Below are 23,521 nucleotides of genomic sequence, written 5' to 3'. Positions count from 1 at the left end.
GTCGGCTTGAAACCTAGAACAGGCCGCCGAGCTTCGAACGGAGCCAGCCGAACAGTCCGCCAGCGGACTCGTCGTCTTCGGTCGTTGCGGGGACACCCGTATTCTCGTCGGCGACCAGTGCGGTTTCTTCCGTCTCGGCTTGTTCCGGGTCAGGATCCGTTGCGTCGGTCGTTTCGGTATGCTCCGGGTCGGGATCCGTTGCGTCGACCGTCTCGGCGTCCGTACCAGTCTCGCCCTCGAGTTCCGACGTCGGTGGCGCTTCTGCGGTCCCGTCTCCCGCCGGTTCCGCCTCGGTTTCGGTTGTCGCCGCATCTCGGTCGTCTGCCTCCTCGAGCGTCGCCGCTTCCTGGTCGTCGCTACCGTGGCTCTCGTCGCTCGAGGCCGCCTCCTCGCTGCCCTCCTGGAAGGGGACGTGCGCCGAGCCCGCCGCGGATTCGCTCCTCGGTTCGGTTTCGTCCTCGCCGGCGTCGGCATCCGAGTCAGTAAAAACGCTCGCAGGATCCGACGAAGCGTCGGTCTCGGACGGCTCCGAAGCACCGTCGTCTCCCTCCGCATCGATCCAGAGGAACTCCTGTTCTTTAGTCCGGCCCGTCAGCAACAGATCCTCGAGGGCGGCTTCGTCGACGAGCAGGTCGTCGACCGGATCCGACTCCGGTTCCGGGTCCGGTTCGTCCGCACTTGCGATAATGTCCTCGGGACTCTCGTTCTCGAGGACATCGTCGACGTCGTCGGTGTCGGAAACGGTGTTCTGAAGCTGTCCGAAGACGGCAGCGGCGGTCTGATCTTCGACGCCGCCAGTCGCTGCCGACGCACTCGTCGACTCGGCCGAGGTGTTACCGTCGTCCGCCGCCCCACCGTCGACGGATTCCCGGTCGAATGATTCGTCGTCGAACTCCCCGAATAGATCGTCGGTCGTTGCCCCGACATCGAGCGCCCCATCACCCGCGTTCGTATTTGTCGTACTATCTGTCATGAACTCCTTCCCTGATAATACATAATCGCATGACTTTAACTTTTGGAATTTTTTCACCTGCGACGAGGCGGACTGATGACGTATTAGTGTGACGGCCAAACCCGGTCTATGAATAGACTTCGGTGAACAATTGTAGCGCATACTTGGGATTTCATGATGGTTACGGAAATCAGCCCACGAACCGTGTTAGAATCGTACCGGATACCGTCTCCTGGTTCCGTCCGCATGGCCGACTCCCTCGTGATATATGCCTCCGGCGGACTGGGCTACCACGGCGTCTCGACGCGTTCTCGCCCGGAGGTTTCGACGCCGTGGCGTCGACTCTCTCCACACCGGAACCGCCAGACTTGCCAAACTCGCGATCGCGTTGCTCTTCGAGAAGAGACAAAATTCTTCGCAGTTCGTGCCGGAGAGGGAGTATGGTCCAGCTGACACGTCGCTCCCTCCTCACCCTCGTCGGAACCACCGTTGCCGCCGGGAGCACTGCTATCGCCGGCTGCTTGGGGCGGTTCGACGATCCGACCGACTCACTGCCTGCTGCAGACGATCACTCAAACGACTGTCCCGACTCCGATGTCGACCGGCTCGTTGCGTACCGGGAGATCGATCCCGACGACATCGACATCTATCTCGAGCCGTCGACTGACTCGATCGACGAGGGCGAACGGATCGCGTTCACGCTGCGAAACGAGTCGTTCAGCGAGTTCTCCTACAACCAGTACAACTGGGTCCTGCACAAACGCGTCGACGGCGAGTGGTACTTCATCGCCCCCCGAGAGATTCCACAGCCGTTGCACACGCTCCGACCCCGCAGGAGTTACGAGTGGGAGCTATCGGTCGACAACGCTGGCATTGAGGACGGAACTGCGATCGGTGGCACGGGCCCGTCCACGGCACGCGATCCGATTCCGGGCCTCGGCGGCGGCGAGTACGCCTTCGGGACGGACGGCTGGTTCGACGGACCCGACGAAAAAATCGGCTTCTGCGCCCGGTTCGAACTCGAGGCCGACGAACTCGAACTGACGCCGACCGACGACGTGGCCGAGACGGCGTGGGAAGACGAGGTCCTCGTCGCCCGATCGTCGAGGGGCGATCCCGACGGCGACTATTCTCGTCTCGGCGCCTACGAACTCGAGCGAATCGTCGACGAGCGCGGGGCTGGCGAGAAACGGGAAGGCGAGGAGAGCGTCGAACCCCTGCTCACTGAGACCGTATTGCGGAACGACCAGTTACGGGACGTTCTGGCCCTGGCTCGGGAGTACGACGCCGATCGGGTGCGCCTCGAGGAACACGACGCGAGCTATCCGATCTTCGGCAGTCGCGAGGACGGACGGTACGAATACGACGGTGTGACCTACGAGATCACGACGAGCGAACTCGAGCCGAAGGACCACTGACGAGCCGAAAATCGCGGACGGCACAAAAGACGTGAGCATCCACAATTATTATCATCTCGTTAACCGACATTCGAATCGTGGTTTACGAGACGAACAACGAGACGGTCGACGACGCACTCGAGCGCGTGTTCGCCGGCGAGCGACTCGATCGAACCGACGGGATCGCGTTGCTGGCCCAGCCGGTCGAGGCGCTCGCCGAGGCCGGCGCAGCCGTGCGTGATCACTTCGGCGACGGCACGGTCGACGCGTGCTCGATCGTCAACGCCAAGGCGGGCAACTGCGCCGAAGACTGCGGGTTCTGTGCGCAGTCGGTCCACTTCGACACCGGTATCGACACCTACGGCTTTCTCGGCCCCGAGAAGATCCTCGAGGCCGCGAAACGCGCCGAACGCGACGGTGCCCAGCGCTTCGGCATCGTCGTCGCCGAGAAGGGCGTTTCGAAGGCGAACCGACCCGAAGAGTGGGCGGAGGTTCTCGAAGCCATTCGGCTGGTCCGCGAAGAGTGCGAACTCGAGGTCGACGCCTCGCTCGGTATTCTCACCGAAGAAGAGGCCGCGATCCTCGCCGACGAGGGGATCAACCACTACAATCACAACATCGAGACCTCGCCGCAGTACTTCCCCGAGGTCGTCAACACGCACAGTTTCGAGGACCGAGTCAGGACCCTCGAGACGGCCAAGGAAGCCGGGATGGATCTCTGTGCCGGCGTTATTCTCGGCATGGGAGAGACGCCGACGGACCGCGTCGACGCCGCTATTGCGTTACAGGACATCGGCATCTCCTCGCTCCCGGTGAACGTCCTCAACCCGGTTGCGGGAACGCCGATGGCCGAGCAGGGCGCCGACATTACGACCGAAAAAATCGTCAAGACGGTCGCGGTGTACAAACTACTCCACCCCGAGTCGAGGGTTCGGCTCACCGGCGGGCGCGAGGTCAACCTCGATCCCGACGAGCAGCATCTGCCGCTCGAGGCGGGTGCCGACGGCCTGTTGACCGGCGACTACCTCACGACGGAGGGCCAGTCCCCCGGCGACGATATCGAGATCATCGAACGCGCGGGCCTCGAGCCGAATATGGACGCAAACGAGTTCGACCCCGAGGCGGTCAAGGCCCGTCGCGAGGGTGGAGAGACGTCGGCCGAGACGACGGCGAGTACCGGTACGGAACCGAGCGACGACTGACGGCGACGATCACGATCACGATCACGAGCACGAAACCGACGATCACCAATCATGGACGAAATCACGTTTGCAATACTCGGAACGGGCGGTATCGGCAGACGAGCACTCGAAGTGAGCCAGCACAAGGAAAACCTGACTCCGGTCGCAGCGTGTGACCGCCGCGGCACCGCGATCGATTTCGACGGCCTCGATGTCGACGAACTCCTCGCAGCCACCGAAGGCAATATCGACAACGAGGTTGCGACCGACGGTGGTGCAACGAGCGTCGACGGCGAGAGCGGCGTCAAACAACACGGCGAGGGCGCGGGCATCGTCGCGTCGGCTCAGGGCCGACCCAGCGAGGACCCGATTCAAGACGTTATCGACTACGGCGACGGCATCGACGCCGTCCTGCTGGCGCTTCCGAACTACGAGCACGACTTCATCCCGCGGACCGCCGATCGCTTCCTCGAGGGCGGCTACTCCGGCGTCATGATCGACGTCCTCAAACGATCGCGCGTAATCGACATGCTCGACGACCGCAGCGAGGCGTTCGAGAACGCCGGGATCACGTTCATCTGCGGCGCCGGCGCGACGCCCGGTCTGCTGACCGGAGCCGCGGCGCTCGCCGCGCAGACGTTCGTCGAGGTCACGGACGTCGACATCTGGTGGGGGGTCGGCCTCAAATCGGGCTACGAGGACAACCGCGGCACCGTTCGCGAGGACATCGCCCACCTTCCGGAGTACGACATCGAAACGGCCCGGGAACTCTCCGACGACGAAATTGAGTCGATCATCGACGACCACGACGGCGTCATCGAGTTCGAGGACATGGAACACGCCGACGACGTGCTCCTCGAGCGCGCCGGCGTCTGTGACGCCGAGGACGTCACCGTCGGCGGAGTCCTCGACGTCGAGAGCAACGAGAAGCCCACGACCACGACCGTCTCCGTGACCGGGCGAACCTTCGACGGCGAGACGGCGACGAACACGTTCCAGCTGGGTGACGCGACGAGTATGGAAGCCAACGTCAACGGCCCGGCGCTCGGCTACCTGCAGACCGGCGTTCGACGGAACCGCGCGGGCGAATACGGGGTCTTCGGCCCGGCCGAACTGATGCCGGGATTCTGACTCGAGTGCGATCGATCGGAACGCGGCGTGGCGATTCGACACGCGCCGAACAGAACCGTGAGAGTGAAACCACGGCGCTGTCACCGTTCACCCGAATGGAAGACCGTGGGTTCGACCTCGAGGGCCGCCTCGACGCGCTCGAGGAAGCGACGCTGAAACGATCCCTGTCGCCCGTCGATCGGGTCGCCGAGCGGGGCTACTTTGCGGAGCCCGCCGGCGGTGACCTCCCGGTTCTCGACTCGGCCGAAGCGCTGGTGTTCGCCTCGAACAACTATCTTGGCCTGACCGACGATCAGCGCGTTCAGGACGCGGCCCGACAGGCCGCCGCGACCGTCGGCACGGGTGCCGGTGCGAGTCGGCTCGTCACCGGCGATACGATGGTCCACCAGGACCTGGAACGACTGCTCGCCGAGACGAAAGGCACCGAGCGCGCGCTCGCCTTTTCGTCGGGCTACGCTGCGAACGTCGGGACGATCACGGCGCTCGAGCCGGACGTGATCTTCTCCGACGAGTACAACCACGCGAGCATCATCGACGGCTGCCGACTCGCGGGCTGTGAGACGATAGTCTACGACCACTGTGACGCGGCGGACCTGCGGTCGAAGCTGGAACGGCGAGCCGAGTCCGCCGACGCGAGCGACGAATCCTGGCTGATCGTCACCGACTCCGTGTTCAGCATGGACGGCACCGTCGCGCCGCTGTCGGCCATCTGCGACGCGGCCGAGGCGTTCGGCGCGTGGACCATGGTCGACGAGGCCCACGCCACCGGCCTCTACGCGAACGGCGGCGGCGTTGTGCAGGCGGAAGGCCTCGCGGATCGCGTCGACGTCCAGATGGGAACGCTCTCGAAGGCGCTGGCGAGCCAGGGCGGGTACGTCGCCGGCAGTGCCGAGTTAATCGAGTGTCTGGTCAACGACGCCCGCGCGTTCGTCTTCTCGACCGGCCTCGCGCCGCCGGCCGCCGCGGCCGCGAGCGAGGCGCTCCACATCGCCCGCCACAGCGACGTTCGCGAACGGCTCTGGGAAAACGCCACCCATCTCCGGGACGGGCTCGAGGCGATGGGATTCGAGGTGCTCGGCGATTCCCAGATCCTCCCCGTCCTCGTCGGTGACCGGGAAGACGCGCTCGCCCTCGCCGACGGTATGCGGGAGCGGGATATCGTCACGCCGGCGATTCGGCCGCCGACGGTTCCCGAGGGTGCCAGTCGACTTCGAGTTACCCCGATAGCGACGCATGAACAGGACGATATCGTCGCCTGCCTCGAGGCGTTTCGGGCAGCCGGCGAGGACGCCGATCTTCTCTGACCGATCCAACGATGACCGAACCAATCGCGATCGTCGGCACTGGAACCGGCGTCGGAAAGACCGTCGTGACCGCGGGAATCAGCCGTTGGCTCCGCGATCAGGGAGTTAATGCGCGGGCGATCAAGCCCGCCCAGACGGGGTATCCGCCGGATGACGACGCGGGTTTCGTCGCGGACGCCTGCGGAGATTCCGCCGCCGCGATCTGTCCCCGCTATTTCGAACCCGCTCTCGCACCGCGAGTCGCCGCCGAGGAAGTTGGCGAGGACCTTTCCTACGACTCGATCCGGGCTCTCTGTGCGGACGCGATCGCAGAGACCGAGTACCCCATCGTCGAAGGGATCGGCGGCCTTCGCGTTCCCTTGGCCGGCGACCGCGAGGTCATCGACCTCGTGGCCGACCTCGAGGCGACGGCTCTCGTCGTCACCCGTTCCGGACTCGGCACGCTCAACCACACCGCGCTCTCGGTTTCGGCACTCGAGCGGCGCGGAATCGACGTCGCCGGCATCGTCTGCAACGAGTACGCGGGCGCGACGGTGGCCGAGCGGACCAACCCTGAAGAGCTCGAGCGGATGACGGGCTACACCGTCGAGACGGTCCCGCCGCTTCCGGGAGAGACGCCGGAAGAACTGGCCGCCGGCGTTACGGATGCGTTCTCGCCGGCGTTTCTGGACCGACTCGCAACTCTTGGCGACTAGCGCGGCCAGGAAGCAGTTGTCGCGGTGAACTCAGTCGGCCGACGGCGCCGGCCGCTCTTCGTCGGCGGTCATCGGATCGTCGCCAGCCGCGCTCCCGACTCGGTCGTCGCCGCGTCGGTCGACGAGTTCGGCGACGAGTTCGGATTTCCGGTGTTCGACCTCGAGATGAACGCGGAGATCCGTTCGGTCGTCGTACGTCTCGGCACAGAGTGGACAGTACTGTCCGTTAGTCATGTCACCATTCACCGCTGTCTACTGTCATCGTTCATCATTGTAATAGTGTCGGTCGTACTATGTCTATGGAAGTCAGTATCGACTGACGGTCTCGAATAGGAAGAGAGAGTCGGTGACGTGGCGACACTGGAGCGAGAGATACGGGATCTCGAGGATCGACGCTACATGAAGTCGCTCAGGCCGGCCTGGTCATCGTCGGATTCGGTGGCCTCGGTTTCCGGGTCCTTGGACCCGGTCGACGCGGTAAGCGTCTCCTGATCGTTCGCGTCGTCGGCCGGTTCGTCGCTCGAATCTTTGCCTGCGCCAGCACTCGTTGACGCCTCGTCATCGGTACCACCATCGGCATCGTCGCTCGAGCCCTCCGCGTCGAAGAACGCGCCTCCGGAGTGTGCGACGGTCTCCTCGGCGCGCAGTTCTTCGGCGTCCTCGACGATCGACTGGACCTTGTTGGTGTCTTTTCCGCTGCCGGTGACGAACGAGACCTCCTTCTCGTTGAGTTCGTAAACGCCGGCCATGCGGACCGTGAGGTCGCGGTTTTTGCAGTGGTGGGTCATCGCCGAGAGGTAGGGGAGGATTTCGCGGCGCGCGGTCGCGACGCTCGTCCCCTCGCGTTCGGCGATGCGCTCGGCGATGGCGTCGCGGGTGTTTCGAGTCCCCTTGGTGCGTCCGAGTTTCGACCAGTAACTCGGCGGGCCGTAGCGGGTCCAGCCGCCCTTGTTGCCGCGCCGAGAGGCGGCAACCCCGGCGGTCATGTTGTCCGTCGCGTACCGCCAGTAGGAGTAGTTCTGCGTGGCGCGAACGCGGCCGAGCCAGCGGTCCGCGTTCGAGAGGAAGCCGTAGGCGTCCGCCAACTCTGCACCTTCGTAGTCTTTGGGTACGTTGTCCTCGATCCAATTGAGCATCTCGTCGGGGTTCTCGTCGACGTCGTAGGACGCCCGCAGCGCCCCTTCGGCGTCTTCTTCCTTAATGAGCGCGTCGAGGAAATCGAAGATTCCTTCGGTGGTGTCGCGCTGGCTCGTGATCACGTCGTCGACGGTCAGGCGTTGCGCCTCTTCGGCGACCGCCTGGAGGTCGTTGACCGCCGACCGGAGGTCGCCGCTCGTATTCTCTGCGATTTTCTCCAAGGCGTCCGCTTCGAATTCGATCTCCTCGCGCCGGCAGATGTCCCGGAGCACGGGGACGATCGAACGCTTCGAAACGTCCCGAAACTCGATCGTCTCACAGGAGTTCCGAAGGGATTGGCTCATGTCGTAGAACTCATTTGCCACGAGCACGATCGGCTGATTCGCGTCCTTGACGACGCGGGTGACCTCCCTCGAGCCGCCGTAGTCGGCGTTGCCGTGGAAGTTGTCCGCTTCGTCTAGGATCACGAGACGACGGCCGGCCCCACCCGCGGTGAGGGTCCCGCTCTTTGCGGCCTCGCCGGCAATTTTCTCGATGACGTCGGCTCCGCGGCTGTCGCTGGCGTTGAGTTCCATCACGGGCCAGCCCATGTCGTTGGCCAGCGCGTGGGCCGCGGAGGTCTTCCCGATGCCCGGACTCCCGTGGACGATCACCGACTTCCGGTGGTCGTCCCAGGTCTTCGCCCACTCCTCGAGGTTGTCCCGGGCCTTGTTGTTCCCGCGTACCTCCGACAGCGTCGTCGGACGGTACTTCTCGGTCCAGTCGCTCATTGCTGGTTGGTTGGGGTGAGTCGCGTTTAGTGGTTGCGGAGCGTCACTCGGTGTCGACCGTCTTCAGGTCCAGACGAGACGTGACGTCTGCATACGTATCGTCACTCGAGACGATGGTATCGCCGTTCGATTCGACGAGGTGAAGCGCGTCGAACGGTGTGAATCCGTGGTCTTCCACGTACGTCGCCGCCGTGACGACCATCTCCACATCACCGCGTACCTCGACGAGGTTGGCGGCGTTCGAAACGACGCGTTCGGTATCACGTTCCTCCCGGTAGGCGACCATCAGGAGTTCGATGAGCGTGAACTGTGACGTCCACAACTCGTCACGGTGTTCCCGGTACACAAACTCGGCGGCCTCGCCGAGCCAGTCGTCGTCCGTAATTAGTGCGAGCAGAAAATCGGTTTCCGCATACATCTATCGTCCGGCCTCGTCGAGCGCTGCTTCACGTGCTTTTTCACGAAGTTCGTCAGCCGACTTCTCGACATCCGCGAACTCGTCCCTGAGTGCCTCGAGCGGGTCGTCGGCGACCGGAACCAGTTTGATCCCGTCGGGAAGCTGAACGACGTGATATCGGTCCCCGTATCGCTCTCTGACCTCCTTCGGGAGCGTGAGACGACCGCGGTCGTCAAGCGCTACGTCTGCCATACCTCGGTGTACGGTGGGCAAAGATAAAAACATTCCCCAATATATAGGATTGTCCCATTCTGTGTTCACTTGTCGGAGTTTGTCTCTGTATTCACGATCGACCGACGACGCATATTCGACGTTCTCAGTACACCGAATTTACATCGTATTTTCTCGACTGCTCAGTCCAATCACTCATTGCTGGTTGGGTGGGGTGAGTCGCGTTTAGTGGTTGCGGAGCGTCACTTGGCGACGACCGTCTTCAGGTCCGGGCGGGACGTGACGTCAGCATACGTATCGTCACTCGAGACGATGGTATCGCCGTTCGATTCGACGAGGTGAAGCCCGTCGAACGGTGTGGATCCGCGGTCGTCGACGTAGTCGCCGTCGAGCCGATTCCTACTCCGTCGGATACAGCGAAATACTCGTCCGAATGAACACTCCGACTCTTGTAACTAAGCTGTAGTGTAGGCTCACAAATACGCGTACGTCCAGCAAGAGACTCCCTCTTACTAGTTGTCGTACAGCAGTCAGAACTGGTTTGATAAGATCCGATGACTCTAATCAGACGTGACAATTTTCATACCAATTGATATGTGGTGACGGGAATGAGTACGGTATGGAACGACGAACGTTCATCGCAACCACGGGAACCGGGATCGGTATCGGGGTCGGGGTCGCTGGCTGTCTGAACGCGGACGACGGCTCGAGCGAGGGGAACGGAACAACGGAACTCGAGGACGATGACGAAGACGGGGACGGAACGGCAAACGGGGACGATGACGAAGACGGGGACGGAACGGCAAACGGGGACGATGACGAAGGCGGGAACGGGACGAGGGACGAAGGAGACGATGAGGACACTACCGAATCGACGACTGATGACGCTGACGGCACCGGCGACGACGAGAACACCGAATCCGACGAGACCAGCGATGACGCCGATGAATCCGTCTCCACCTCCTTCGAGGTGACTGCGATGCGGACGACATCGCCGGTCGGCGGCGGTGAACGACTCGAGGTTGTCGCCAGAGTCGAGAACGTCGGGTACGAGTCCGGGACGGCAGATATCGATCTCGTTGTCGGTCACGATCCCACGATCGAAGATAGCCAGACGCTGACGCTTGAGTCGGGCGAATCGAGCACTGTGACGCTCGGGTTCCAGGCGGGTGAGCCCGCCGGTGACGTCGAGGAGTTTCCCGTCCGCGTCGACACCGGTACCGACGAGGCCGTCGAGACGGTAGTCGTCGAGGCCGGCGACGGAGCCGACGACGATTCGGGCGATGAGAGTGTAACTTTCGAGTCCTGTACGCGAGCGACGGTCAGCGGCAGCTTCGAAGACGGTGACGTCGCTTACGCGAGTACGGGATTCTACGATCGGGCCGGGTTCGGAAACACGCTCATGGAAGACGGCGTCACCGTCGGCGACGACGTCGACGCGCCGTTTTCGGGGACGATCGTCTTCGAGATCGGCGACGGGCAGGGGGTCGCCGAAAACGGAGACGAAATCGTCGTCACCGTCGGCGATTACGGCGAGTACGGAACGGTCATCGGCGGCCTCACGACCGATCCCGACGACTACATGGTCGCTGGCATCACCCACGGGAACCCACACGCGGAGGAGTGTCTCGAGGAGATCGAATCGGAATGGGCGGACGATACCGGCGGATAGGGAAGATGAGACGGCCGATGAACCGGCGATGGGTAATTGAACCGACGGGTAACGTCGATGCGGTTCCGTCTCACGCCTCGGAACCGACGGTAACACAGTTCCAGGACGGTGTCAGCGAGCAGCGTTCGCTGCCGACGGCGCTAACTATCGGGATCCCAAACGGCCCGTATGAACGTCGCGATCGTCACCGTCGGCGACGAGATTCTCGCAGGGTCGACGACCAACACAAACGCGTCCTGGCTCGCCGAGGCGATCACCGACCGCGGGAGCACGGTCGAACGGATCTTGACGATCCCCGACGATCGGGCCCTCATCGCGGACTACGTGTCCCGCTGGGCCGACGAGTTCGAGGCCGTCATCGTAACTGGCGGGATCGGTGGTACGCCCGACGACGTCACCGTCGAAGGCGTTGCAGACGGGCTGGGACGCGATCTCGTCGTCCACGAAACGATCAGGGACGAACTCCTCGAGAAGGCGGCGGCCTTCCGCGACGAGAACCCGGAACTGATCGACGAGTACGATCTGGATCTGGACCTCGACGCCGCGGCGGCGATTCCCGAAGGCGCGACGCCGATCGTCACCGATGCAGGGTGGGCTCCCGGCTGTATCGCCGAGAACGTCTACGTTTTCGCCGGCATTCCGAACGAAATGCAGGCCATGTTCGAGCACGTTGCCGACGAATTCCAGGGTGATGCCATCGCGCGGACAGTTTTCACGCCGGCTCCTGAAGGCTCGCTCCACGACGTACTCGAGGGCGTCACCGAGGCGTTCGACGTCGCCGTCGGCAGTTACCCGCGCAGCGAGGAGCGACCGGGCCGGATCCGGGTCCGAGGAACGGACGAGACAGCGGTCGAGGACGCGGTAGCCTGGCTCCGAAAGCGCGTCGAGACGGCCGATTCGCCCGCGTCGGAATGACGACACTCACCGATAGAGCGAGAGGTAGAGCATCCCGAACCCGACGATGAAGGGGATCGTTTCGACGACGTAAAACCACGTCGACGGAGTCGAGAGTTGGGCGGTGATCGTCGTGAGCCCGACGCCCATACTGAGAAAGGCGAATCCGATAAACGCGGACTCCAACCGTTTCGAGTTCTGCTTTGCGTACGATTGAAAGCTAATGACCGTCAGACCCAGCGAGAGGGCGAAAACGATCATCTGGGACAACATGAGAACCGCGTCAGCGATTTCGGTCATCGCCACTCACCGGTCCACGAGCGCAGCGTGGTGCTCGTTCGACGGAGTTGGAGGCTGCCGGGCGCGAGTACGGGACTCATTTTGCACCGAGTTCGTCCCAGAGCGACGAAAACCGGTCCGGGAGGTTCTCTTCACGGAAAATACGAATGTCGTACTCGTCGTCGTCGAGCGAGATAACCGTGCTGTTGAAATTACACGTATACTCTTTATAGTGGTTTCCGTCGTCCGCAACGAGGGTTCGATCCTTGATGAGGTCGTGCTCCTGAAGAAGTTCGAGCCGTCGATAAATCGTCGGTTGGGAGAGATCAAGCCGTTCTTCCAACTCTTTCGCCGAACTGGGTTCACGGCTGATCGAAGCGAGAACGGTTCGTGCGTGTTTGTCCCCAATAGTATCAAGTATTTGTTCAATGGAGGACTCCTCATTCATATATCCCTGCTTTAGAGAGTAATAGCAAAAGCCTTTCCCAGTCGATAGAACGTGTTTATTTCCGATATGTTCGTCAAGATACGGCCGTGTTTTCGGACACAGGCCACAACCAAGAATCCAAGCCCCAATTACAGAGACGGAGTTACTACCCAATCAGCCTGTTTACTAATATGATAATTTCAGCACATGTGGTTGAAAGTGCCACAGCGGAAAACCGCTGAGAGCGTCATCCTCAGTCATCGTATTCCATCGAACAAGGTCCATACTCCTCGATCAGTGGGTGTTATCAATTCGTGAGAAGACCTATTTATACCTCTTCTCGCCGGACGAAGCTACTGTCACGGATATATAACATATTGGTGTGAGAGTCAGATATGGCAACGACAAATGGCGTATCTAACGGGATGACTGAACCGTGTGATGTCTGTGAAATGGAGACGCTCCACGAAGTTTCTATCCAACTTATAACCGAAGGTGGAAGCGGGGACAACGCCCAGTACTCGCGGGAACCGTATCGGGTTCGAGAGTGTATCCGCTGTGGTAACCGCGACAGCACGCGGATGAACAACGCGTAGCTGAGCACCCAGAGGCGCTATCGGCCGGCTGACAGCGGTTACGGGCCGAACACTCCGGCCGTTTTCCTGGAACTGAACCGTTACAGTACCACCCAGAACTAGTCGCGTACTGACTTCCAGTGGCTACTATCGTTTGATACGCTGGGCGACGGCCGCCCTAACGAAGCGTCTTCAGTAGCTACTTGAGGCGACCGAGCGACCGACGTATATGGGCGGACGTGGGCCGAAACAGGAACTCGCAGAAAAGATTGCCGGAGAGATCACGCTGAGCGATGATCCCGGCGCCACGTTACGCAAGTGGCGAACGGACTTCGACATCTCGCAGACGGATCTCGCATCGGAACTGAGCGTCTCCTCGTCGGTCATCTCCGATTACGAGAGCGGCCGCCGGGAGAGTCCCGGTATCGCCGTCGTCAGCCGACTCGTCTATGGACTCCTCGAGATCGACGAACGGCGGGGCGGCGACCGGATCCGACAGTACGGTCGGGTGCTTTCGGCCGGCTTCGAGAGCGACGTCGTCTACGACCTGCGAGAGTACGCGACGTCGATCCCGATCGCACGGCTGTACGACGAACTCGACGCGACCGAGATCGCTGGCGGTAACACCAACCACATCAGCGGTCATACGGTCATCGACAGTATCAAAGCGATTACGCGACTCTCGAGCGAGGAGTTCTTCCGGCTGTACGGCCAGAGCACGAATCGCGTCCTGGTGTTTACAGGCGTCACCCGCGGCGAGTCGCCGCTGGTAGCCCTGCGGGTCGTCAACCCGACCCCGAACGCCGTGATCCTCCACGGCATCGACGAAGACGAACTGTGGGACCACGCCGGCGACCTGGCTCGGATCGACGGCTACGCGCTCGCCGTGACCAACGCAGATCTAGACGAGATGCTCGAGTCTCTCGCGGGCCTCGAGTAATTCACGGAGAGATACCGGTGCTCGAGCAACTCGACTGGACGGAGCGGCTAACGGTCGCGGTGACGGCGACATTCCTCGTTACACTCGCGCTGACGGTTCGCGTCGCCGATCCGATAGCGTGGGTTCTCTGGGGTGTTGCGATGGTCCTTCTCTCGGGCGGTGTACTCGTCGCGGTGAATCGATCCGATTCATCGGCGTAACGCGGGTAGGCGGTACCGATGGTGGTCACTGGAACTTATACGGTTTGCTGTAACGATTTCCCGGTGGGACCGCGAGCCGTCTTGCGATCCCGCCGGAAATGACTTACAGCAGACAGTCTCAGTGTACACCTGATCGCACGACAGCTATTTGATCAACGCAGCCGTTCGGTTCACGCCTGAAACGGGCAACTCTGCGCTGAAATCGACGAAAACGCGATCGCGCCGACTCGAGCGGGCGCGTTCCGATTCGAATCGGGCGATACGTGCTCCGCCGGGCCCATTCTGTCAGTATAAAACGACTCTCGGCGCAGCCGAAAGCCGGATCAGGCGATCTGGTCCTCGTACTCGTCCGCGCTCAGCAACTCGTCGAGTTCGGCCGTATCGTCGGCCTCGAGTTCGAGCATCCACCCCTCGCCGAACGGATCCTCGTTGACCAGTTCCGGCGTGTCGAACAAGCTCTCGTTGACTGCCGTTACCTCGCCGCTGACGGGAGCGTAGAGATCCGAGACGGCTTTGATCGACTCGATGACGCCGAACTCTTCGTCCCGGGAGAGTTCGTCGCCCGTGTCGGGGAGTTCGACGAAGACGACGTCGCCAAGTTCGTCCTGTGCGAAGTCGGAAATGCCGACCCGAACGGTGCCGTCGTCTTCAAGTGCCCACTCGTGCGATTCAAGATACCGTCTGTCGTCGGGAATGTCGAAGCTCATTATACTGTGTCGATGAACGGGGTGGTTTCAACTCTTGCCTTTTTGGACTGCCCGCGGACCACGACCTGCAAGGTCGTCCCCGGCTCCGCATACTCGGCCGGTACGTAGCCGAGACCGATCGGTTTCTCGAGCGACGGGCTCATCGTTCCGCTGGTGACGGTGCCGATGACCCGGCTCTCGGTGTTCGTGATGTCGTAGCCGTGACGTGGAACACCGCGGTCGATCAACTGGAAGCCAACGAGTTTCTCCTCGATGCCCGCCTCGTGAACGTCCTCGAGCGCGTCGCGACCGAGGAACTCGGTGTCCAGTTTGACGGTGAACCCGATGCCGGCCTCGTAGGGGGTACGGGGGTTGGACTCGAGGTCGAAATCCTGACCGGCGAGCAAGAGCCCGGCCTCGATTCGCAACGTGTCTCGAGCGCCCAGTCCACACGGCTGGCAATCGAACGTCGACCAGATGGATTCGGCTTCCGACCAGGGGACGATCAGTTCGAAGCCGTCCTCACCGGTGTATCCCGTGCGGGCGATCCAGCAGGTCACGTCGTCGAGAGTCGCGTACTGGGCTTCGAACCGACCCAGTTCGTCGACGGCTTCGTCGGCTGCATCATCGACGAGTTCGACCGCGTCGGGTCCCTGAACCGCGAACATCGCGTACTCGTCGGTCCGGTTGTCAACGGTGGCCTCGAGCTCCCACTCGTTGCGGTAGCTGATCCACCGTTCGTGTGTCGCCTCGTCGGTCCCGGCGTTGGGCACGAAGAGATACGTCGGGTCTCCGGCCTGATTCGGTTGCCGATAGACGACGGTGTCGTCGATGATGTGTCCTTCTTCGTCGGTGATCGCGGCGTACTGGGAATCGCCGACCTCGAGTCGGGTGACGTCGTTCGAGGTCAGCCGTTGCATGAGTTTCGTCGCGTCCGACCCGGTGACGTGAATTTGGCCCATATGAGAGACGTCGAAAATTCCGGCGTCTCCACGGACGGCCGCGTGTTCCGTCTGGATCGAATCGAACTCTACTGGCATGTCCCAGCCGCCAAACTCCGTGAACTTCGCTCCGCGCTCGTCGTGAACCCCACGTAACGGCGGCGTCTGAAGCGGCATATTCGGGTGGACACGCCCGAAATAGTAATGTCTTTTCGTCGGCCTGCCCCGCGATGGTGTGTTCGCTTAAAAATAGGACACTCGAGAGGCCGTCAGCGGGAGTCGGCGTTACTTGCCGAGTTCCTCGACAGTGAGGGTGTAGGAGCCGCTGCCGTCGTATCGGTCGACGAGGATTCCGAGCGTCTCGTCGCCGGAAAGATCGACTTCGATCTCTTCGTCGGCACCCCAGCTGTAGGACCGTTCGTCGTAGTCCGACGTCGTCGGCGTTCGTCCGTCCAGGGTTAGATAGAGGTCGAACGTCGCGTCGGAAGGACCGTCGAGAGTGACGGTAGCGTTACAGGGGTTTGCGGTCTCGAGTTCGTAGCTGTAGGTGTCGCTCGGGTTGCCCCACCAGCCACCGCTGAGTTCGCCCTCTGCGCTCGCGGTGTTGACCTCGTCGCCGCAGTCGCCGGGTTCGGGATCGGGATCGGGATCTGGATCGGAACCGTTGCCCGGTTCGATGGTGACCACATTGTTGGCGTCGACTCGGCCGTGTCCCTGCTCGTTCGAGGAGAGACCGATGTCGACCGCAGTCTCGTGGAGGTGTGACCGCAGCTCGTCGTTCGAAAGGGACGGCCACGCGGACAGCGCGAGGCCGGCGACCCCGGCGACGACCGGCGAGGCCATCGAGGTTCCGGACAGCGAGTCGTACTCGTCCCAGTTGACCGTCGAGAGAACGTCTCCGCCGGGTGCGGCCAGTTCGATCTCCGGACCGACGTTCGAGAAGGCCGACAGCGTCTCGCCTTCGTCGAGCGATGAGACGGCCACGACGGTGTCGTAGGCGGCCGGATACGAGACGCTGCCGCCGTAGTCGTTGCCGGCCGCCGCGACGAGCAGCGAACCCTGCGAGTCGGCGTACGAACAGGCGTCTGCCATCAGTTCCGTGTATCCGCCGCCGCCGAGGGACATGTTGATGATGTCTGCGCCCTGGTCGGCCGACCACTGAATCGCGTCGGCGATGTCCGAGAGCGACCCGCCGCCGCCGTCGCCGAGTGCTCGCGCCGACAGCATCGAACAGTTCGAGATGCCCGCGTGGCCCTCTCCGTTGTCGGTCCCGCCCGCTGCGATCCCCCCGACGTGCGTGCCGTGGTTCTCGCCCGCGCTGACCGGGTACGGATCGTCGTTACTGTCGACGAAATCGTAGCCGTAGTTCGAGACACTGTCGTCCATGTTTGCCGCGAGGTTCGGGTGATCGTACTGGATCCCCTGATCGACGATCGAAATCGTGACGTCCGAATCGCCGAGCGTCTCCTCCCAGGCACCCTCGCAGTTGACCTGCTGTGGTGCGTACTGGCTGCCGAGATGCGGATCGTTCGGGGTGTAGGACGTGCTCGCGTCGTTTTCGGTTACCGCGCCACCGTCGCCCGACTCGAGTGGCTCCATCTCGAGCGCTTCGAAGGTGACGTTGTCCTCGGCGTACTCGATGTCGTCGGCCTGAAGGACGTTCTGTTTGAAGTTCTCCGTCGCCTGTGCAGCGGCGTCTTCCGGGAACTTTACTGCAGCGTAGCCGAGCGTATCGTTCGTGTGGACGATTCGTGCGTTGCTCGGAATATTTGATTCGACCGTCGCTTCGGCGCTCGAGACGGAGGCGCCGACGCCGACAATTATTTCGTTCTTTCTCGGACCCGGTTCGCGGCCGGGTGTTGCGGACGCGACGCCACTGATGCCGAACAGTGCACCGAACGCGCCGGCTGCTTTCAGGATCGATCTGCGATCAACGTCTGGGTTATTATCTCCAACCATATCCCACCCGGAACAATTCCGATCTGCTATTAAATTCTTCCCAAACTTCGTGAAAGTCAATAGAAAACTAACACGAGATAATGAATTTCAGTTCGAGTGACTGCTGTGTTGTGGTATGGGTTATCAACTCAGTTTTTGAGGGTAGTTCTCACGATAGAATAAACAGAGTTGGTGTTTCTTTCCTGTGATTATTTCCAATAGTTTATGCAGGTGGTCGGGGCTGAATCTGCCCCTATCCAACCGAAACAGAGCTTTGGGAACGGTCCTATCGGCAGACGGTACGAGATCGAGGGTAACTCGGGTATGAGTTACTGTAATGGCTCCCGTTCCTCGATCGCGGTTCGCCTCGCTCGTCGCGGTGACGGCGTCGTTCCGTCACATCTATTTCACGGCCGCGGAAACGACAGTACATGTTCGACCGCGTTCGTGCCCGTCTCGCTCGTTTCGTAGAACCCGCACCCGATACTGGACCGACGGTGGGGCTGTTGGTCGACGGGCCGAACGTCCTTCGCGACGAGTTCGACGTCGATCTGGACGACCTGCGAAACGTCGCGCGCGACCTCGGGTACGTCGGCGTTATCCGTCTCTATCTCGACGAACACGCCACACCGGGACTCATTCAGGCCGCCGAAGCCCGCGGCTTCGAGGTCGTCATCACCAGCGGTGACGTCGACGTGAAACTCGCGGTCGATGCGACCGCCCTCTCCGCCGACGGCACCATCGACCGGCTAGCGATCGCCTCCAGAGATACGGATTTCAAACCCGTCCTCGAGCACGCCGGAACCGTCGGCATCGAAACGTTCGCTATCGCACCGGGTTCATACGGTCGCTCGGACGCGCTGCAGAACGCGGCCGACGAGGCGATCACGCTCGGAACGTGAGCCGTGGCGACGCGACGGCGGCCGGTACCGTCACATCAAAGAGACTCGTGTAGACCGGCGGCCGGTCAAAATCGAAGAGACTCGCTACGCACCGGATCCACTCCAGCGTGGCGGGGAGCTATCGTCGCTACCGTTTGAGTTTCGTCGCGATCGTTTCCATGTCCGCGACCGACTCGATCTCCTCTAGAAGTTCCTCCCGATTGCGGACGTCCTCGGAACTCGCACCGTAGGCACGGACGTACTCGGCGCGGCTGTGCTCGGTGAAGGTGTGTCGAATCGCGAGGTAGCCGTCCGGGACGACGGTGCCACAGACTTTACACTCGCGTCGCTCGTGTTCCGTCGCCTGATGGACGACGGTCGACTCGACGTCCTCGAACACCGCACCGCAGCCGTCGATTCCGCATTCCCAGGCCATTCACTCTCAATGATGTTTCGAGTGGCGTGCCTAATGATCCTTTCGCAGCGAGTTGACTCGTTCGAACCCGACCGTCGGCCTACGGTAACGGTTTCAGCGTCCCCGAGGTGACTTTTCGACCTCTCTTGACACTCTATCGAGAGCCAACCGCGATCACCGCGTCGTCGATCGAGATCTCGCGATTTCGTTTCTGCCCACCTCGAGGGGCCACTACCGTCGCATCGACGCCACCGATCACATAGAGGCGGATACCGACGCCGACACCGATGGTAATCACACGCGGTACCACACCGAAGACGCCAAATCAGAATTCATAACTCGGGTGTCCCGAAAGACGCTGTCGTGACCGACGGCACAGCGGAGGAGACTCGAGTCGACTGCCACGTGAAGGTGCTCAGCGATGCGGTCGTCGATCGAGCCGTCGCCGCGGGTCTCGACGCGATCGTCTACGCACCCCACTTCACTCGACTCCCCGAGATCCGGCGGCGAGCGGCGGCCCACTCGAACGAGGAGTTGCTGGTCGTACCCGCACGAGAGGTGTTCACCGGCTCGTGGCGGGATCGAAAACACGTGCTGGCGATCGGCCTCGAGGAGCCGGTTCCGGATTTCATCCCGCTCGAGGCGGCGATGGCGGAGTTCGAACGGCAGGGGGCGGCCGTGCTCGCGCCCCACCCTGAGTTCGCGACGGTAAGCGTCACCGAAGCGGACTTGCGTCGGTACGGTGACGTCATCGACGCGGTCGAGATTTTCAACCCGAAACACCTCCCGTCGCACAATCGTCGCGCACGGGAACTCGCCGAGCTGCTTTCGTACCCGGCGTTTACCTCGTCGTACGCCCACCTCCCGAGTTCGGTCGGCATCGCCTGTACGACGTTCGAGACGGCGATCAACTCCGAGTCCGACCTCGTAACCACACTCGAGGACGGAGTCCCTCGACGGATCGTTCACCACGACGGCCGTCGACGCTGGCAGACGACGGCGGCCGAACTCGCCCATCTCTGTTACGAGAACACGTGGAAGAAAGTCGACCGGCTCTTCCTCTCCGGGACCGAGCCGACGCATCCGAGTCACATCGCCTACGACGGTCGGTTCGACGACGTTTCCGTGTACTGATCGCGCGGCTTCGGAGCCGACGTTTCTCCGCCTCGGTTACTCCTCCTCGAGCGCGTCGGCGATCCGCTCGAGTTGGTACCCGATATAACACAACGCCTGGGTCTGCATGATCGCGGGATCGTTGCTCCACTCGTTGGTGATGTACGCCGCCTGCCGTCCTGCTCGATCGAGCCGTTCGGTATCGTTCGACATCGCATACCGTTGTTGGTCGCCGAGGAACGAAACAGTTTGGTCACTTCCGTCGGATGCGTGAGATATTGCGCTCCGAGAGCTGATGACGGCATTCTCACGCCCAACGACTACCTCTCTCTGTGGTCTCTATTCACTGGATCATGGGAGAAACAGTCAAAGTAATCCAGTTGACGGGTAACTCGAGCGAATCGTGGGAAGACGCCGCACAGAACGCGCTCGAGGACGCGGACGAAACGCTCGAAAACATCACCGGTATCGAGGTCGAGTCACAGACGGCGGAAGTCGATAGCGGCACGATCGAGGAGTATCGAACGACCCTCGACGTTGCGTTCGTGCTGAACAGATAGCTCAGATTACGACCGCAGCGTACGCATCGAACTCATTCGGTACGGCTACGGGTCCTCGGTCGGCGCTCCGCCGACTGGGTCTCCGTCGCTGTTGCCGTCGTCTCCGTCGATTCTCGAGAGCGTCGCCTCGACCCGTTCCCAGTGACTCCCTCGCCAGAAGTGCTGGCCACACGCTCGACAGTGCCAAACGTCGACTTCCGCGGGGTCGGGCGCGTACTCCGGCGTCGCCGCCGCCCGACCGACCGACTCGAGCGATCCGTTACACCGTCCGCAAAACGACGGCTCGGCCGCGAGCGTCAGATCCAGCCCCGTACCCGCGAGTTCCGCCAGTTGGGTCTCCACCTCCCGGGACTCGAGGAGGATCGCGTTCGCGTCGTCCGCTCGGTTCGCGAGGTCGACGTCTCGCGTGAGCAGCGTTCGATCTTCCTCCCGTGCGGCCTCGAGAAGCGCGTCGTCGGCCTCGATTCCCCGATCCCCGGCGTAGACGGTATCGTAGTCACACATCCGCAGGTAGGCGACCAGCCCGCCGCACATGACGTCGAGGAGCAATCGCATGGGTGGGAAATCGAAGTCGGTGTCGGTCGCTAGTCAGTGCAGGAACTCCCGCAGCTCCTCGAGTTCCCAGGTGTTGATCACGTCCCCCGGCTCGGCCCAGCCGCGCCGAGCCGTGTGGACTCCCCAGCGCATGTACTCGAGCGTCGACGGCTGGTGGGCGTCGGTGTTGATCGAGATCGGAGCGCCCTCCTCGACGGCGGCCTGGACGGCGCTCCCCCAGAGATCGAGTCGGCGCGGGTTGGAGTTGACCTCGAGGGCCGTGCCGTGTTCGGCGGCCGCCGCTCCGAGGGCGGTGGCGTCGAAATCCAGCCCGGAGCGTTCGTTGAGCAGTCGGCCGCTGGGGTGGCCCAGCACGTCGATCGCGGGGTTCTCGATCGCGCGGACGAGCCGGTCGGTCGCCGTTTCGGCGTCCTGATCGAGCGCGCTGTGTGTCGAGGCGACGACCACGTCCAGCGCGTGGATGACGTCCTCGGAGAGGCCGATCTCGCCGTCGGCGTCGATGTTGGCCTCGATACCCGCGAAGACCGTGATCTCGCTCGCGGCGTCGACCTCGCGGATCTGTTCGACCTGCTCTAGAATTTCGGTGTTCGACAGCCCCATTCCGCCGACGACACCGGGACCTTCGGCGTGATCGGCGACGCCGTAGTAGTCGTACCCCTTCGATTCGGCGGCCTCGACCATCGCCTCGATGGAGGTGTTGCCGTCGGACCACTCGGTGTGACTGTGGAGATCACCGCGGACGTCCTCGCGAGTAATTAGATCCGGAAGCTCGCCGTTTTCGGCGGCAGCGATTTCGCCGCGATCCTCGCGGAGTTCCGGCGGAATCCACGGGAGGTCGAGGGCTTCGTACATCCCCGCTTCGGTCTCGCCGGCCACGCGGTCGCCGACGCGCTGATCGGCCTCGTGGTCGTCGACCGCGGATACGTCGAACGCGCCGTACTCGTTTAGCTTCATGCCGCGATCGATCGCGTAGTTTCGCAGGCGGACGTTGTGGTCCTTGCTTCCCGTAAAGTATTGCAGCGCGGAGCCGAATTCCTCGGGGACGACGACCCGCAGGTCGACTCGAATCTCGCCGACGCGGACGCTCGCCTTCTCCGGACCGGACTCGATTACGTCGTCGACCGAGTCCCAGCCGACGAACGCCTCGATGACGGCCTCGTTGTCGTCGGTTCCGACGAGGGCGTCCACGTCGCCGATGGTCTCGCGCCAGCGCCGAATCGAACCGGCGACCTCACATCGTTCGACCGCGTCGACGTTCCCGAGGAACTCGAGGACGTCGTCCGCGAGCGGCCGCGCTTCCCCGAGTAGCTGGCGCTGACCGACCTCCCGAGCGAATTCGATCCCGTCTCGGATGTTCGCCTCGGTCTTCGGGCCGAAGCCCTTGATCGCCTGAATCTCGTTTGCCTCGGCGGCTTCCTCGAGGTCGTCTAACGTCTGTACGCCGAGCTCTCGGTAGAGTTTCCCGGCCGTCTTGGGGCCGACCCCCTCGATGCGCGTGATATCCGCGATGTCGATCGGCAACGCCGCGCGGAGCTCCTCGAGTTCCTCGATCGAACCGGTTTCGACGTACTCGACGATCTTCGAGGAGATGGCGTCGCCGACGCCGTCGATCTCGTCGAGGATCGCCTCGTCGCCGTCGGCGACCCGGTCGCCGATCGGGACGGGATGGGCGCGAATGTTCTCGGCCGCACGCCGGTACGCGCGGGGTTTGTATTCGACGTCGTCGGCCTCGAGCAGGTCGGCGAACTCCTCGAATCGGCCGGCGATTTCGGCGTTGGTCGCCATCAGCGACCCCTCCGCGTGGGGCCGTCGTCGTCTCGGCCGAGCGCCTTCTGCAGGAACGACATCCAGCGTTTTCGATCGGCGGCCTGCTGGGCCTGCTGTTCGCGCTCGAGGTCCGTCGGGCCGAGACTCTCTAAGGCGTTTAACGCCCGATCGATCCCGATAATGCTCCCGGCGAGTTCCTCGCCTTTCTCGCGTGAAATCTCGTCCTCCTCGATGCGCTCGATTCGGTCGTTTCGCTCGCGTCGCAGGTTCTTCTTCGCTCGCTCGACGCGGTCGCGCTCGCCCGGCGGAACCGTCTCGCGGCGCTTGATCTCGAAGACGAACATCCGGAGGTCGATCTCCTCGCCCTGGACGGTGATCGTCTCCGGGATGTCCGCGCCGACGGTCGCGCCCTCGCGCTCGACCCGCTCGAGCAGCTGCTTGCGCTCGTACTCTTGCACGTCAGGATATCCGGGTCGGGAGGGC

Annotated in this window: 28 protein-coding genes; 13 read left to right on the top strand and 15 right to left on the bottom strand. The window is 62.5% G+C overall.

Translation table 11 applies throughout. The features are described from left to right. Nucleotides 1-13: 13 nt before the first annotated feature. The gene (locus GS429_RS01270) at nucleotides 14-973 is read right to left on the bottom strand and encodes a prolipoprotein diacylglyceryl transferase (protein ID WP_160061964.1); all 960 of its coding nucleotides are present in this window, start codon (nucleotides 971-973) and stop codon (nucleotides 14-16) included. Nucleotides 974-1,392: 419 nt separating this feature from the next. Between GS429_RS01270 and GS429_RS01265 the strand changes: the two genes are divergently transcribed. The 5 genes from GS429_RS01265 (at nucleotide 1,393) to bioD (ending at nucleotide 6,660) form a co-directional block, all read left to right on the top strand. Then, entirely contained in the window at nucleotides 1,393-2,370 is a 978-nt protein-coding gene (locus tag GS429_RS01265; protein ID WP_160061962.1) for a hypothetical protein, read from the top strand. Between the two features lie 77 nt (nucleotides 2,371-2,447). Next, complete coding sequence (gene bioB, locus GS429_RS01260) at nucleotides 2,448-3,551, top strand: biotin synthase BioB (RefSeq protein WP_328821179.1); 1,104 nt, start codon at nucleotides 2,448-2,450, stop codon at nucleotides 3,549-3,551. A 51-nt stretch (nucleotides 3,552-3,602) separates the two neighbouring features. Then, a complete protein-coding gene (gene bioU / locus GS429_RS01255; RefSeq protein WP_160061960.1) occupies nucleotides 3,603-4,661 on the top strand; it encodes a (S)-8-amino-7-oxononanoate synthase BioU in 1,059 nt (352 codons plus the stop codon). A 95-nt stretch (nucleotides 4,662-4,756) separates the two neighbouring features. Then, nucleotides 4,757-5,965, top strand: coding sequence for an aminotransferase class I/II-fold pyridoxal phosphate-dependent enzyme (locus tag GS429_RS01250; protein WP_160061958.1), 1,209 nt, complete (start codon nucleotides 4,757-4,759; stop codon nucleotides 5,963-5,965). Nucleotides 5,966-5,976: 11 nt separating this feature from the next. Further along, nucleotides 5,977-6,660 (top strand): dethiobiotin synthase, encoded by a 684-nt coding sequence (gene bioD / locus GS429_RS01245; protein WP_160061956.1) that lies wholly within the window; start codon nucleotides 5,977-5,979, stop codon nucleotides 6,658-6,660. Between the two features lie 30 nt (nucleotides 6,661-6,690). Here bioD and GS429_RS01240 read toward each other — a convergent pair whose 3' ends face one another. The 4 genes from GS429_RS01240 to GS429_RS01225 all read right to left on the bottom strand — a co-directional run bounded on the left by GS429_RS01240 (nucleotide 6,691) and on the right by GS429_RS01225 (nucleotide 9,216). Then, on the bottom strand, nucleotides 6,691-6,894 hold the full coding sequence (locus tag GS429_RS01240) for a hypothetical protein (RefSeq protein WP_160061954.1): 204 nt from the start codon (nucleotides 6,892-6,894) through the stop codon (nucleotides 6,691-6,693). Nucleotides 6,895-7,055: 161 nt separating this feature from the next. Then, nucleotides 7,056-8,567, bottom strand: a complete 1,512-nt coding sequence (locus GS429_RS01235) for a replication factor C large subunit (RefSeq protein WP_160061952.1) — start codon at nucleotides 8,565-8,567, stop codon at nucleotides 7,056-7,058. A 43-nt stretch (nucleotides 8,568-8,610) separates the two neighbouring features. Next, on the bottom strand, nucleotides 8,611-8,985 hold the full coding sequence (locus GS429_RS01230) for a type II toxin-antitoxin system VapC family toxin (protein ID WP_160061950.1): 375 nt from the start codon (nucleotides 8,983-8,985) through the stop codon (nucleotides 8,611-8,613). Beyond that, a complete protein-coding gene (locus GS429_RS01225) occupies nucleotides 8,986-9,216 on the bottom strand; it encodes an AbrB/MazE/SpoVT family DNA-binding domain-containing protein (protein WP_160061948.1) in 231 nt (76 codons plus the stop codon). A 598-nt stretch (nucleotides 9,217-9,814) separates the two neighbouring features. Here GS429_RS01225 and GS429_RS01220 point away from each other — a divergent pair. Together GS429_RS01220 and GS429_RS01215 are read left to right on the top strand one after the other, a co-directional pair. Continuing rightward, nucleotides 9,815-10,867 (top strand): hypothetical protein, encoded by a 1,053-nt coding sequence (locus tag GS429_RS01220; RefSeq protein WP_160061946.1) that lies wholly within the window; start codon nucleotides 9,815-9,817, stop codon nucleotides 10,865-10,867. Between the two features lie 168 nt (nucleotides 10,868-11,035). Beyond that, nucleotides 11,036-11,782, top strand: a complete 747-nt coding sequence (locus tag GS429_RS01215; protein WP_160061944.1) for a competence/damage-inducible protein A — start codon at nucleotides 11,036-11,038, stop codon at nucleotides 11,780-11,782. 6 nt (nucleotides 11,783-11,788) lie between these two features. Here GS429_RS01215 and GS429_RS01210 read toward each other — a convergent pair whose 3' ends face one another. Then, nucleotides 11,789-12,061 carry a DUF7521 family protein gene (locus GS429_RS01210; RefSeq protein WP_160061942.1) on the bottom strand — a complete coding sequence of 91 codons (273 nt, stop codon included), beginning with the start codon at nucleotides 12,059-12,061 and terminating at the stop codon, nucleotides 11,789-11,791. 76 nt (nucleotides 12,062-12,137) lie between these two features. After that, on the bottom strand, nucleotides 12,138-12,488 hold the full coding sequence (locus GS429_RS01205) for a winged helix-turn-helix domain-containing protein (protein WP_160061940.1): 351 nt from the start codon (nucleotides 12,486-12,488) through the stop codon (nucleotides 12,138-12,140). Between the two features lie 374 nt (nucleotides 12,489-12,862). Between GS429_RS01205 and GS429_RS01200 the strand changes: the two genes are divergently transcribed. From GS429_RS01200 to GS429_RS01190, 3 genes are all read left to right on the top strand, one after another. Continuing rightward, complete coding sequence (locus tag GS429_RS01200; RefSeq protein WP_160061938.1) at nucleotides 12,863-13,063, top strand: DUF7835 family putative zinc beta-ribbon protein; 201 nt, start codon at nucleotides 12,863-12,865, stop codon at nucleotides 13,061-13,063. A gap of 208 nt (nucleotides 13,064-13,271) precedes the next feature. Continuing rightward, a complete protein-coding gene (locus GS429_RS01195; RefSeq protein WP_160061936.1) occupies nucleotides 13,272-13,982 on the top strand; it encodes a helix-turn-helix domain-containing protein in 711 nt (236 codons plus the stop codon). Nucleotides 13,983-13,999: 17 nt separating this feature from the next. Then, nucleotides 14,000-14,182 (top strand): hypothetical protein, encoded by a 183-nt coding sequence (locus GS429_RS01190; RefSeq protein ID WP_201293930.1) that lies wholly within the window; start codon nucleotides 14,000-14,002, stop codon nucleotides 14,180-14,182. Nucleotides 14,183-14,505: 323 nt separating this feature from the next. Here GS429_RS01190 and gcvH read toward each other — a convergent pair whose 3' ends face one another. The 3 genes from gcvH to GS429_RS01175 form a co-directional block, all read right to left on the bottom strand. Next, nucleotides 14,506-14,889, bottom strand: a complete 384-nt coding sequence (gene gcvH / locus GS429_RS01185; protein ID WP_160061934.1) for a glycine cleavage system protein GcvH — start codon at nucleotides 14,887-14,889, stop codon at nucleotides 14,506-14,508. Further along, the gene (gene gcvT, locus GS429_RS01180) at nucleotides 14,889-15,986 is read right to left on the bottom strand and encodes a glycine cleavage system aminomethyltransferase GcvT (protein ID WP_160061932.1); all 1,098 of its coding nucleotides are present in this window, start codon (nucleotides 15,984-15,986) and stop codon (nucleotides 14,889-14,891) included. Before gcvT ends, gcvH begins: the two co-directional genes overlap by 1 nt. Nucleotides 15,987-16,094: 108 nt before the next feature. Continuing rightward, entirely contained in the window at nucleotides 16,095-17,768 is a 1,674-nt protein-coding gene (locus GS429_RS01175; protein WP_160061930.1) for a S8 family serine peptidase, read from the bottom strand. Nucleotides 17,769-18,178: 410 nt separating this feature from the next. On the opposite strand from GS429_RS01175, the gene GS429_RS01170 reads away from it, so the two are divergent. Then, nucleotides 18,179-18,649: an NYN domain-containing protein gene (locus tag GS429_RS01170; protein ID WP_160061928.1), complete on the top strand. Its 471-nt coding sequence runs from the start codon at nucleotides 18,179-18,181 to the stop codon at nucleotides 18,647-18,649. Nucleotides 18,650-18,776: 127 nt separating this feature from the next. Here the strand turns inward: GS429_RS01170 and GS429_RS01165 are convergent, their stop codons facing one another. Then, nucleotides 18,777-19,064, bottom strand: coding sequence for a DUF7565 family protein (locus GS429_RS01165; RefSeq protein WP_160061926.1), 288 nt, complete (start codon nucleotides 19,062-19,064; stop codon nucleotides 18,777-18,779). Nucleotides 19,065-19,406: 342 nt separating this feature from the next. Between GS429_RS01165 and GS429_RS01160 the strand changes: the two genes are divergently transcribed. Then, nucleotides 19,407-20,177 (top strand): PHP domain-containing protein, encoded by a 771-nt coding sequence (locus GS429_RS01160; RefSeq protein ID WP_328821178.1) that lies wholly within the window; start codon nucleotides 19,407-19,409, stop codon nucleotides 20,175-20,177. 36 nt (nucleotides 20,178-20,213) lie between these two features. Here GS429_RS01160 and GS429_RS21665 read toward each other — a convergent pair whose 3' ends face one another. Further along, a complete protein-coding gene (locus GS429_RS21665; RefSeq protein WP_201293926.1) occupies nucleotides 20,214-20,369 on the bottom strand; it encodes a hypothetical protein in 156 nt (51 codons plus the stop codon). 140 nt (nucleotides 20,370-20,509) lie between these two features. Here GS429_RS21665 and GS429_RS01155 point away from each other — a divergent pair, with 140 nt between their 5' ends. Continuing rightward, the gene (locus tag GS429_RS01155) at nucleotides 20,510-20,716 is read left to right on the top strand and encodes a dodecin family protein (protein ID WP_160061924.1); all 207 of its coding nucleotides are present in this window, start codon (nucleotides 20,510-20,512) and stop codon (nucleotides 20,714-20,716) included. Nucleotides 20,717-20,761: 45 nt separating this feature from the next. Here the strand turns inward: GS429_RS01155 and GS429_RS01150 are convergent, their stop codons facing one another. The 3 genes from GS429_RS01150 to GS429_RS01140 are packed head-to-tail and all read right to left on the bottom strand — an operon-like array spanning nucleotide 20,762 to nucleotide 23,496. Beyond that, nucleotides 20,762-21,271, bottom strand: coding sequence for a Mut7-C RNAse domain-containing protein (locus GS429_RS01150; protein ID WP_160061922.1), 510 nt, complete (start codon nucleotides 21,269-21,271; stop codon nucleotides 20,762-20,764). Nucleotides 21,272-21,304: 33 nt separating this feature from the next. Then, the gene (gene polX, locus GS429_RS01145) at nucleotides 21,305-23,056 is read right to left on the bottom strand and encodes a DNA polymerase/3'-5' exonuclease PolX (RefSeq protein WP_160061920.1); all 1,752 of its coding nucleotides are present in this window, start codon (nucleotides 23,054-23,056) and stop codon (nucleotides 21,305-21,307) included. Further along, nucleotides 23,056-23,496 carry a DUF5788 family protein gene (locus tag GS429_RS01140; RefSeq protein ID WP_328821177.1) on the bottom strand — a complete coding sequence of 147 codons (441 nt, stop codon included), beginning with the start codon at nucleotides 23,494-23,496 and terminating at the stop codon, nucleotides 23,056-23,058. Before GS429_RS01140 ends, polX begins: the two co-directional genes overlap by 1 nt. Nucleotides 23,497-23,521: the final 25 nt, after the last annotated feature.

This window comes from Natronorubrum halalkaliphilum, from assembly GCF_009834785.1.
Classification (GTDB): Archaea; Halobacteriota; Halobacteria; order Halobacteriales; family Natrialbaceae; genus Natronorubrum; species Natronorubrum halalkaliphilum.
Note: the sequence above shows the minus strand (reverse complement) of the source record. Positions and strands in the feature narration are given on the sequence as shown.

What these genes read in the sequence shown, in the direction of transcription:
- GS429_RS01270 (WP_160061964.1), bottom strand. Translation starts at nt 973, where the DNA reads ATGACAGATAGTACGACAAATACGAACGCGGGTGATGGGGCGCTCGAT.
- GS429_RS01265 (WP_160061962.1), top strand. Translation starts at nt 1,393, where the DNA reads ATGGTCCAGCTGACACGTCGCTCCCTCCTCACCCTCGTCGGAACCACC.
- bioU (WP_160061960.1), top strand. Translation starts at nt 3,603, where the DNA reads ATGGACGAAATCACGTTTGCAATACTCGGAACGGGCGGTATCGGCAGA.
- GS429_RS01250 (WP_160061958.1), top strand. Translation starts at nt 4,757, where the DNA reads ATGGAAGACCGTGGGTTCGACCTCGAGGGCCGCCTCGACGCGCTCGAG.
- bioD (WP_160061956.1), top strand. Translation starts at nt 5,977, where the DNA reads ATGACCGAACCAATCGCGATCGTCGGCACTGGAACCGGCGTCGGAAAG.
- GS429_RS01240 (WP_160061954.1), bottom strand. Translation starts at nt 6,894, where the DNA reads ATGACTAACGGACAGTACTGTCCACTCTGTGCCGAGACGTACGACGAC.
- GS429_RS01235 (WP_160061952.1), bottom strand. Translation starts at nt 8,567, where the DNA reads ATGAGCGACTGGACCGAGAAGTACCGTCCGACGACGCTGTCGGAGGTA.
- GS429_RS01230 (WP_160061950.1), bottom strand. Translation starts at nt 8,985, where the DNA reads ATGTATGCGGAAACCGATTTTCTGCTCGCACTAATTACGGACGACGAC.
- GS429_RS01225 (WP_160061948.1), bottom strand. Translation starts at nt 9,216, where the DNA reads ATGGCAGACGTAGCGCTTGACGACCGCGGTCGTCTCACGCTCCCGAAG.
- GS429_RS01220 (WP_160061946.1), top strand. Translation starts at nt 9,815, where the DNA reads ATGGAACGACGAACGTTCATCGCAACCACGGGAACCGGGATCGGTATC.
- GS429_RS01215 (WP_160061944.1), top strand. Translation starts at nt 11,036, where the DNA reads ATGAACGTCGCGATCGTCACCGTCGGCGACGAGATTCTCGCAGGGTCG.
- GS429_RS01210 (WP_160061942.1), bottom strand. Translation starts at nt 12,061, where the DNA reads ATGACCGAAATCGCTGACGCGGTTCTCATGTTGTCCCAGATGATCGTT.
- GS429_RS01205 (WP_160061940.1), bottom strand. Translation starts at nt 12,488, where the DNA reads ATGAATGAGGAGTCCTCCATTGAACAAATACTTGATACTATTGGGGAC.
- GS429_RS01200 (WP_160061938.1), top strand. Translation starts at nt 12,863, where the DNA reads ATGGCAACGACAAATGGCGTATCTAACGGGATGACTGAACCGTGTGAT.
- GS429_RS01195 (WP_160061936.1), top strand. Translation starts at nt 13,272, where the DNA reads ATGGGCGGACGTGGGCCGAAACAGGAACTCGCAGAAAAGATTGCCGGA.
- gcvH (WP_160061934.1), bottom strand. Translation starts at nt 14,889, where the DNA reads ATGAGCTTCGACATTCCCGACGACAGACGGTATCTTGAATCGCACGAG.
- gcvT (WP_160061932.1), bottom strand. Translation starts at nt 15,986, where the DNA reads ATGCCGCTTCAGACGCCGCCGTTACGTGGGGTTCACGACGAGCGCGGA.
- GS429_RS01175 (WP_160061930.1), bottom strand. Translation starts at nt 17,768, where the DNA reads ATGGTTGGAGATAATAACCCAGACGTTGATCGCAGATCGATCCTGAAA.
- GS429_RS01170 (WP_160061928.1), top strand. Translation starts at nt 18,179, where the DNA reads ATGTTCGACCGCGTTCGTGCCCGTCTCGCTCGTTTCGTAGAACCCGCA.
- GS429_RS01165 (WP_160061926.1), bottom strand. Translation starts at nt 19,064, where the DNA reads ATGGCCTGGGAATGCGGAATCGACGGCTGCGGTGCGGTGTTCGAGGAC.
- GS429_RS21665 (WP_201293926.1), bottom strand. Translation starts at nt 20,369, where the DNA reads ATGTCGAACGATACCGAACGGCTCGATCGAGCAGGACGGCAGGCGGCG.
- GS429_RS01155 (WP_160061924.1), top strand. Translation starts at nt 20,510, where the DNA reads ATGGGAGAAACAGTCAAAGTAATCCAGTTGACGGGTAACTCGAGCGAA.
- GS429_RS01150 (WP_160061922.1), bottom strand. Translation starts at nt 21,271, where the DNA reads ATGCGATTGCTCCTCGACGTCATGTGCGGCGGGCTGGTCGCCTACCTG.
- polX (WP_160061920.1), bottom strand. Translation starts at nt 23,056, where the DNA reads ATGGCGACCAACGCCGAAATCGCCGGCCGATTCGAGGAGTTCGCCGAC.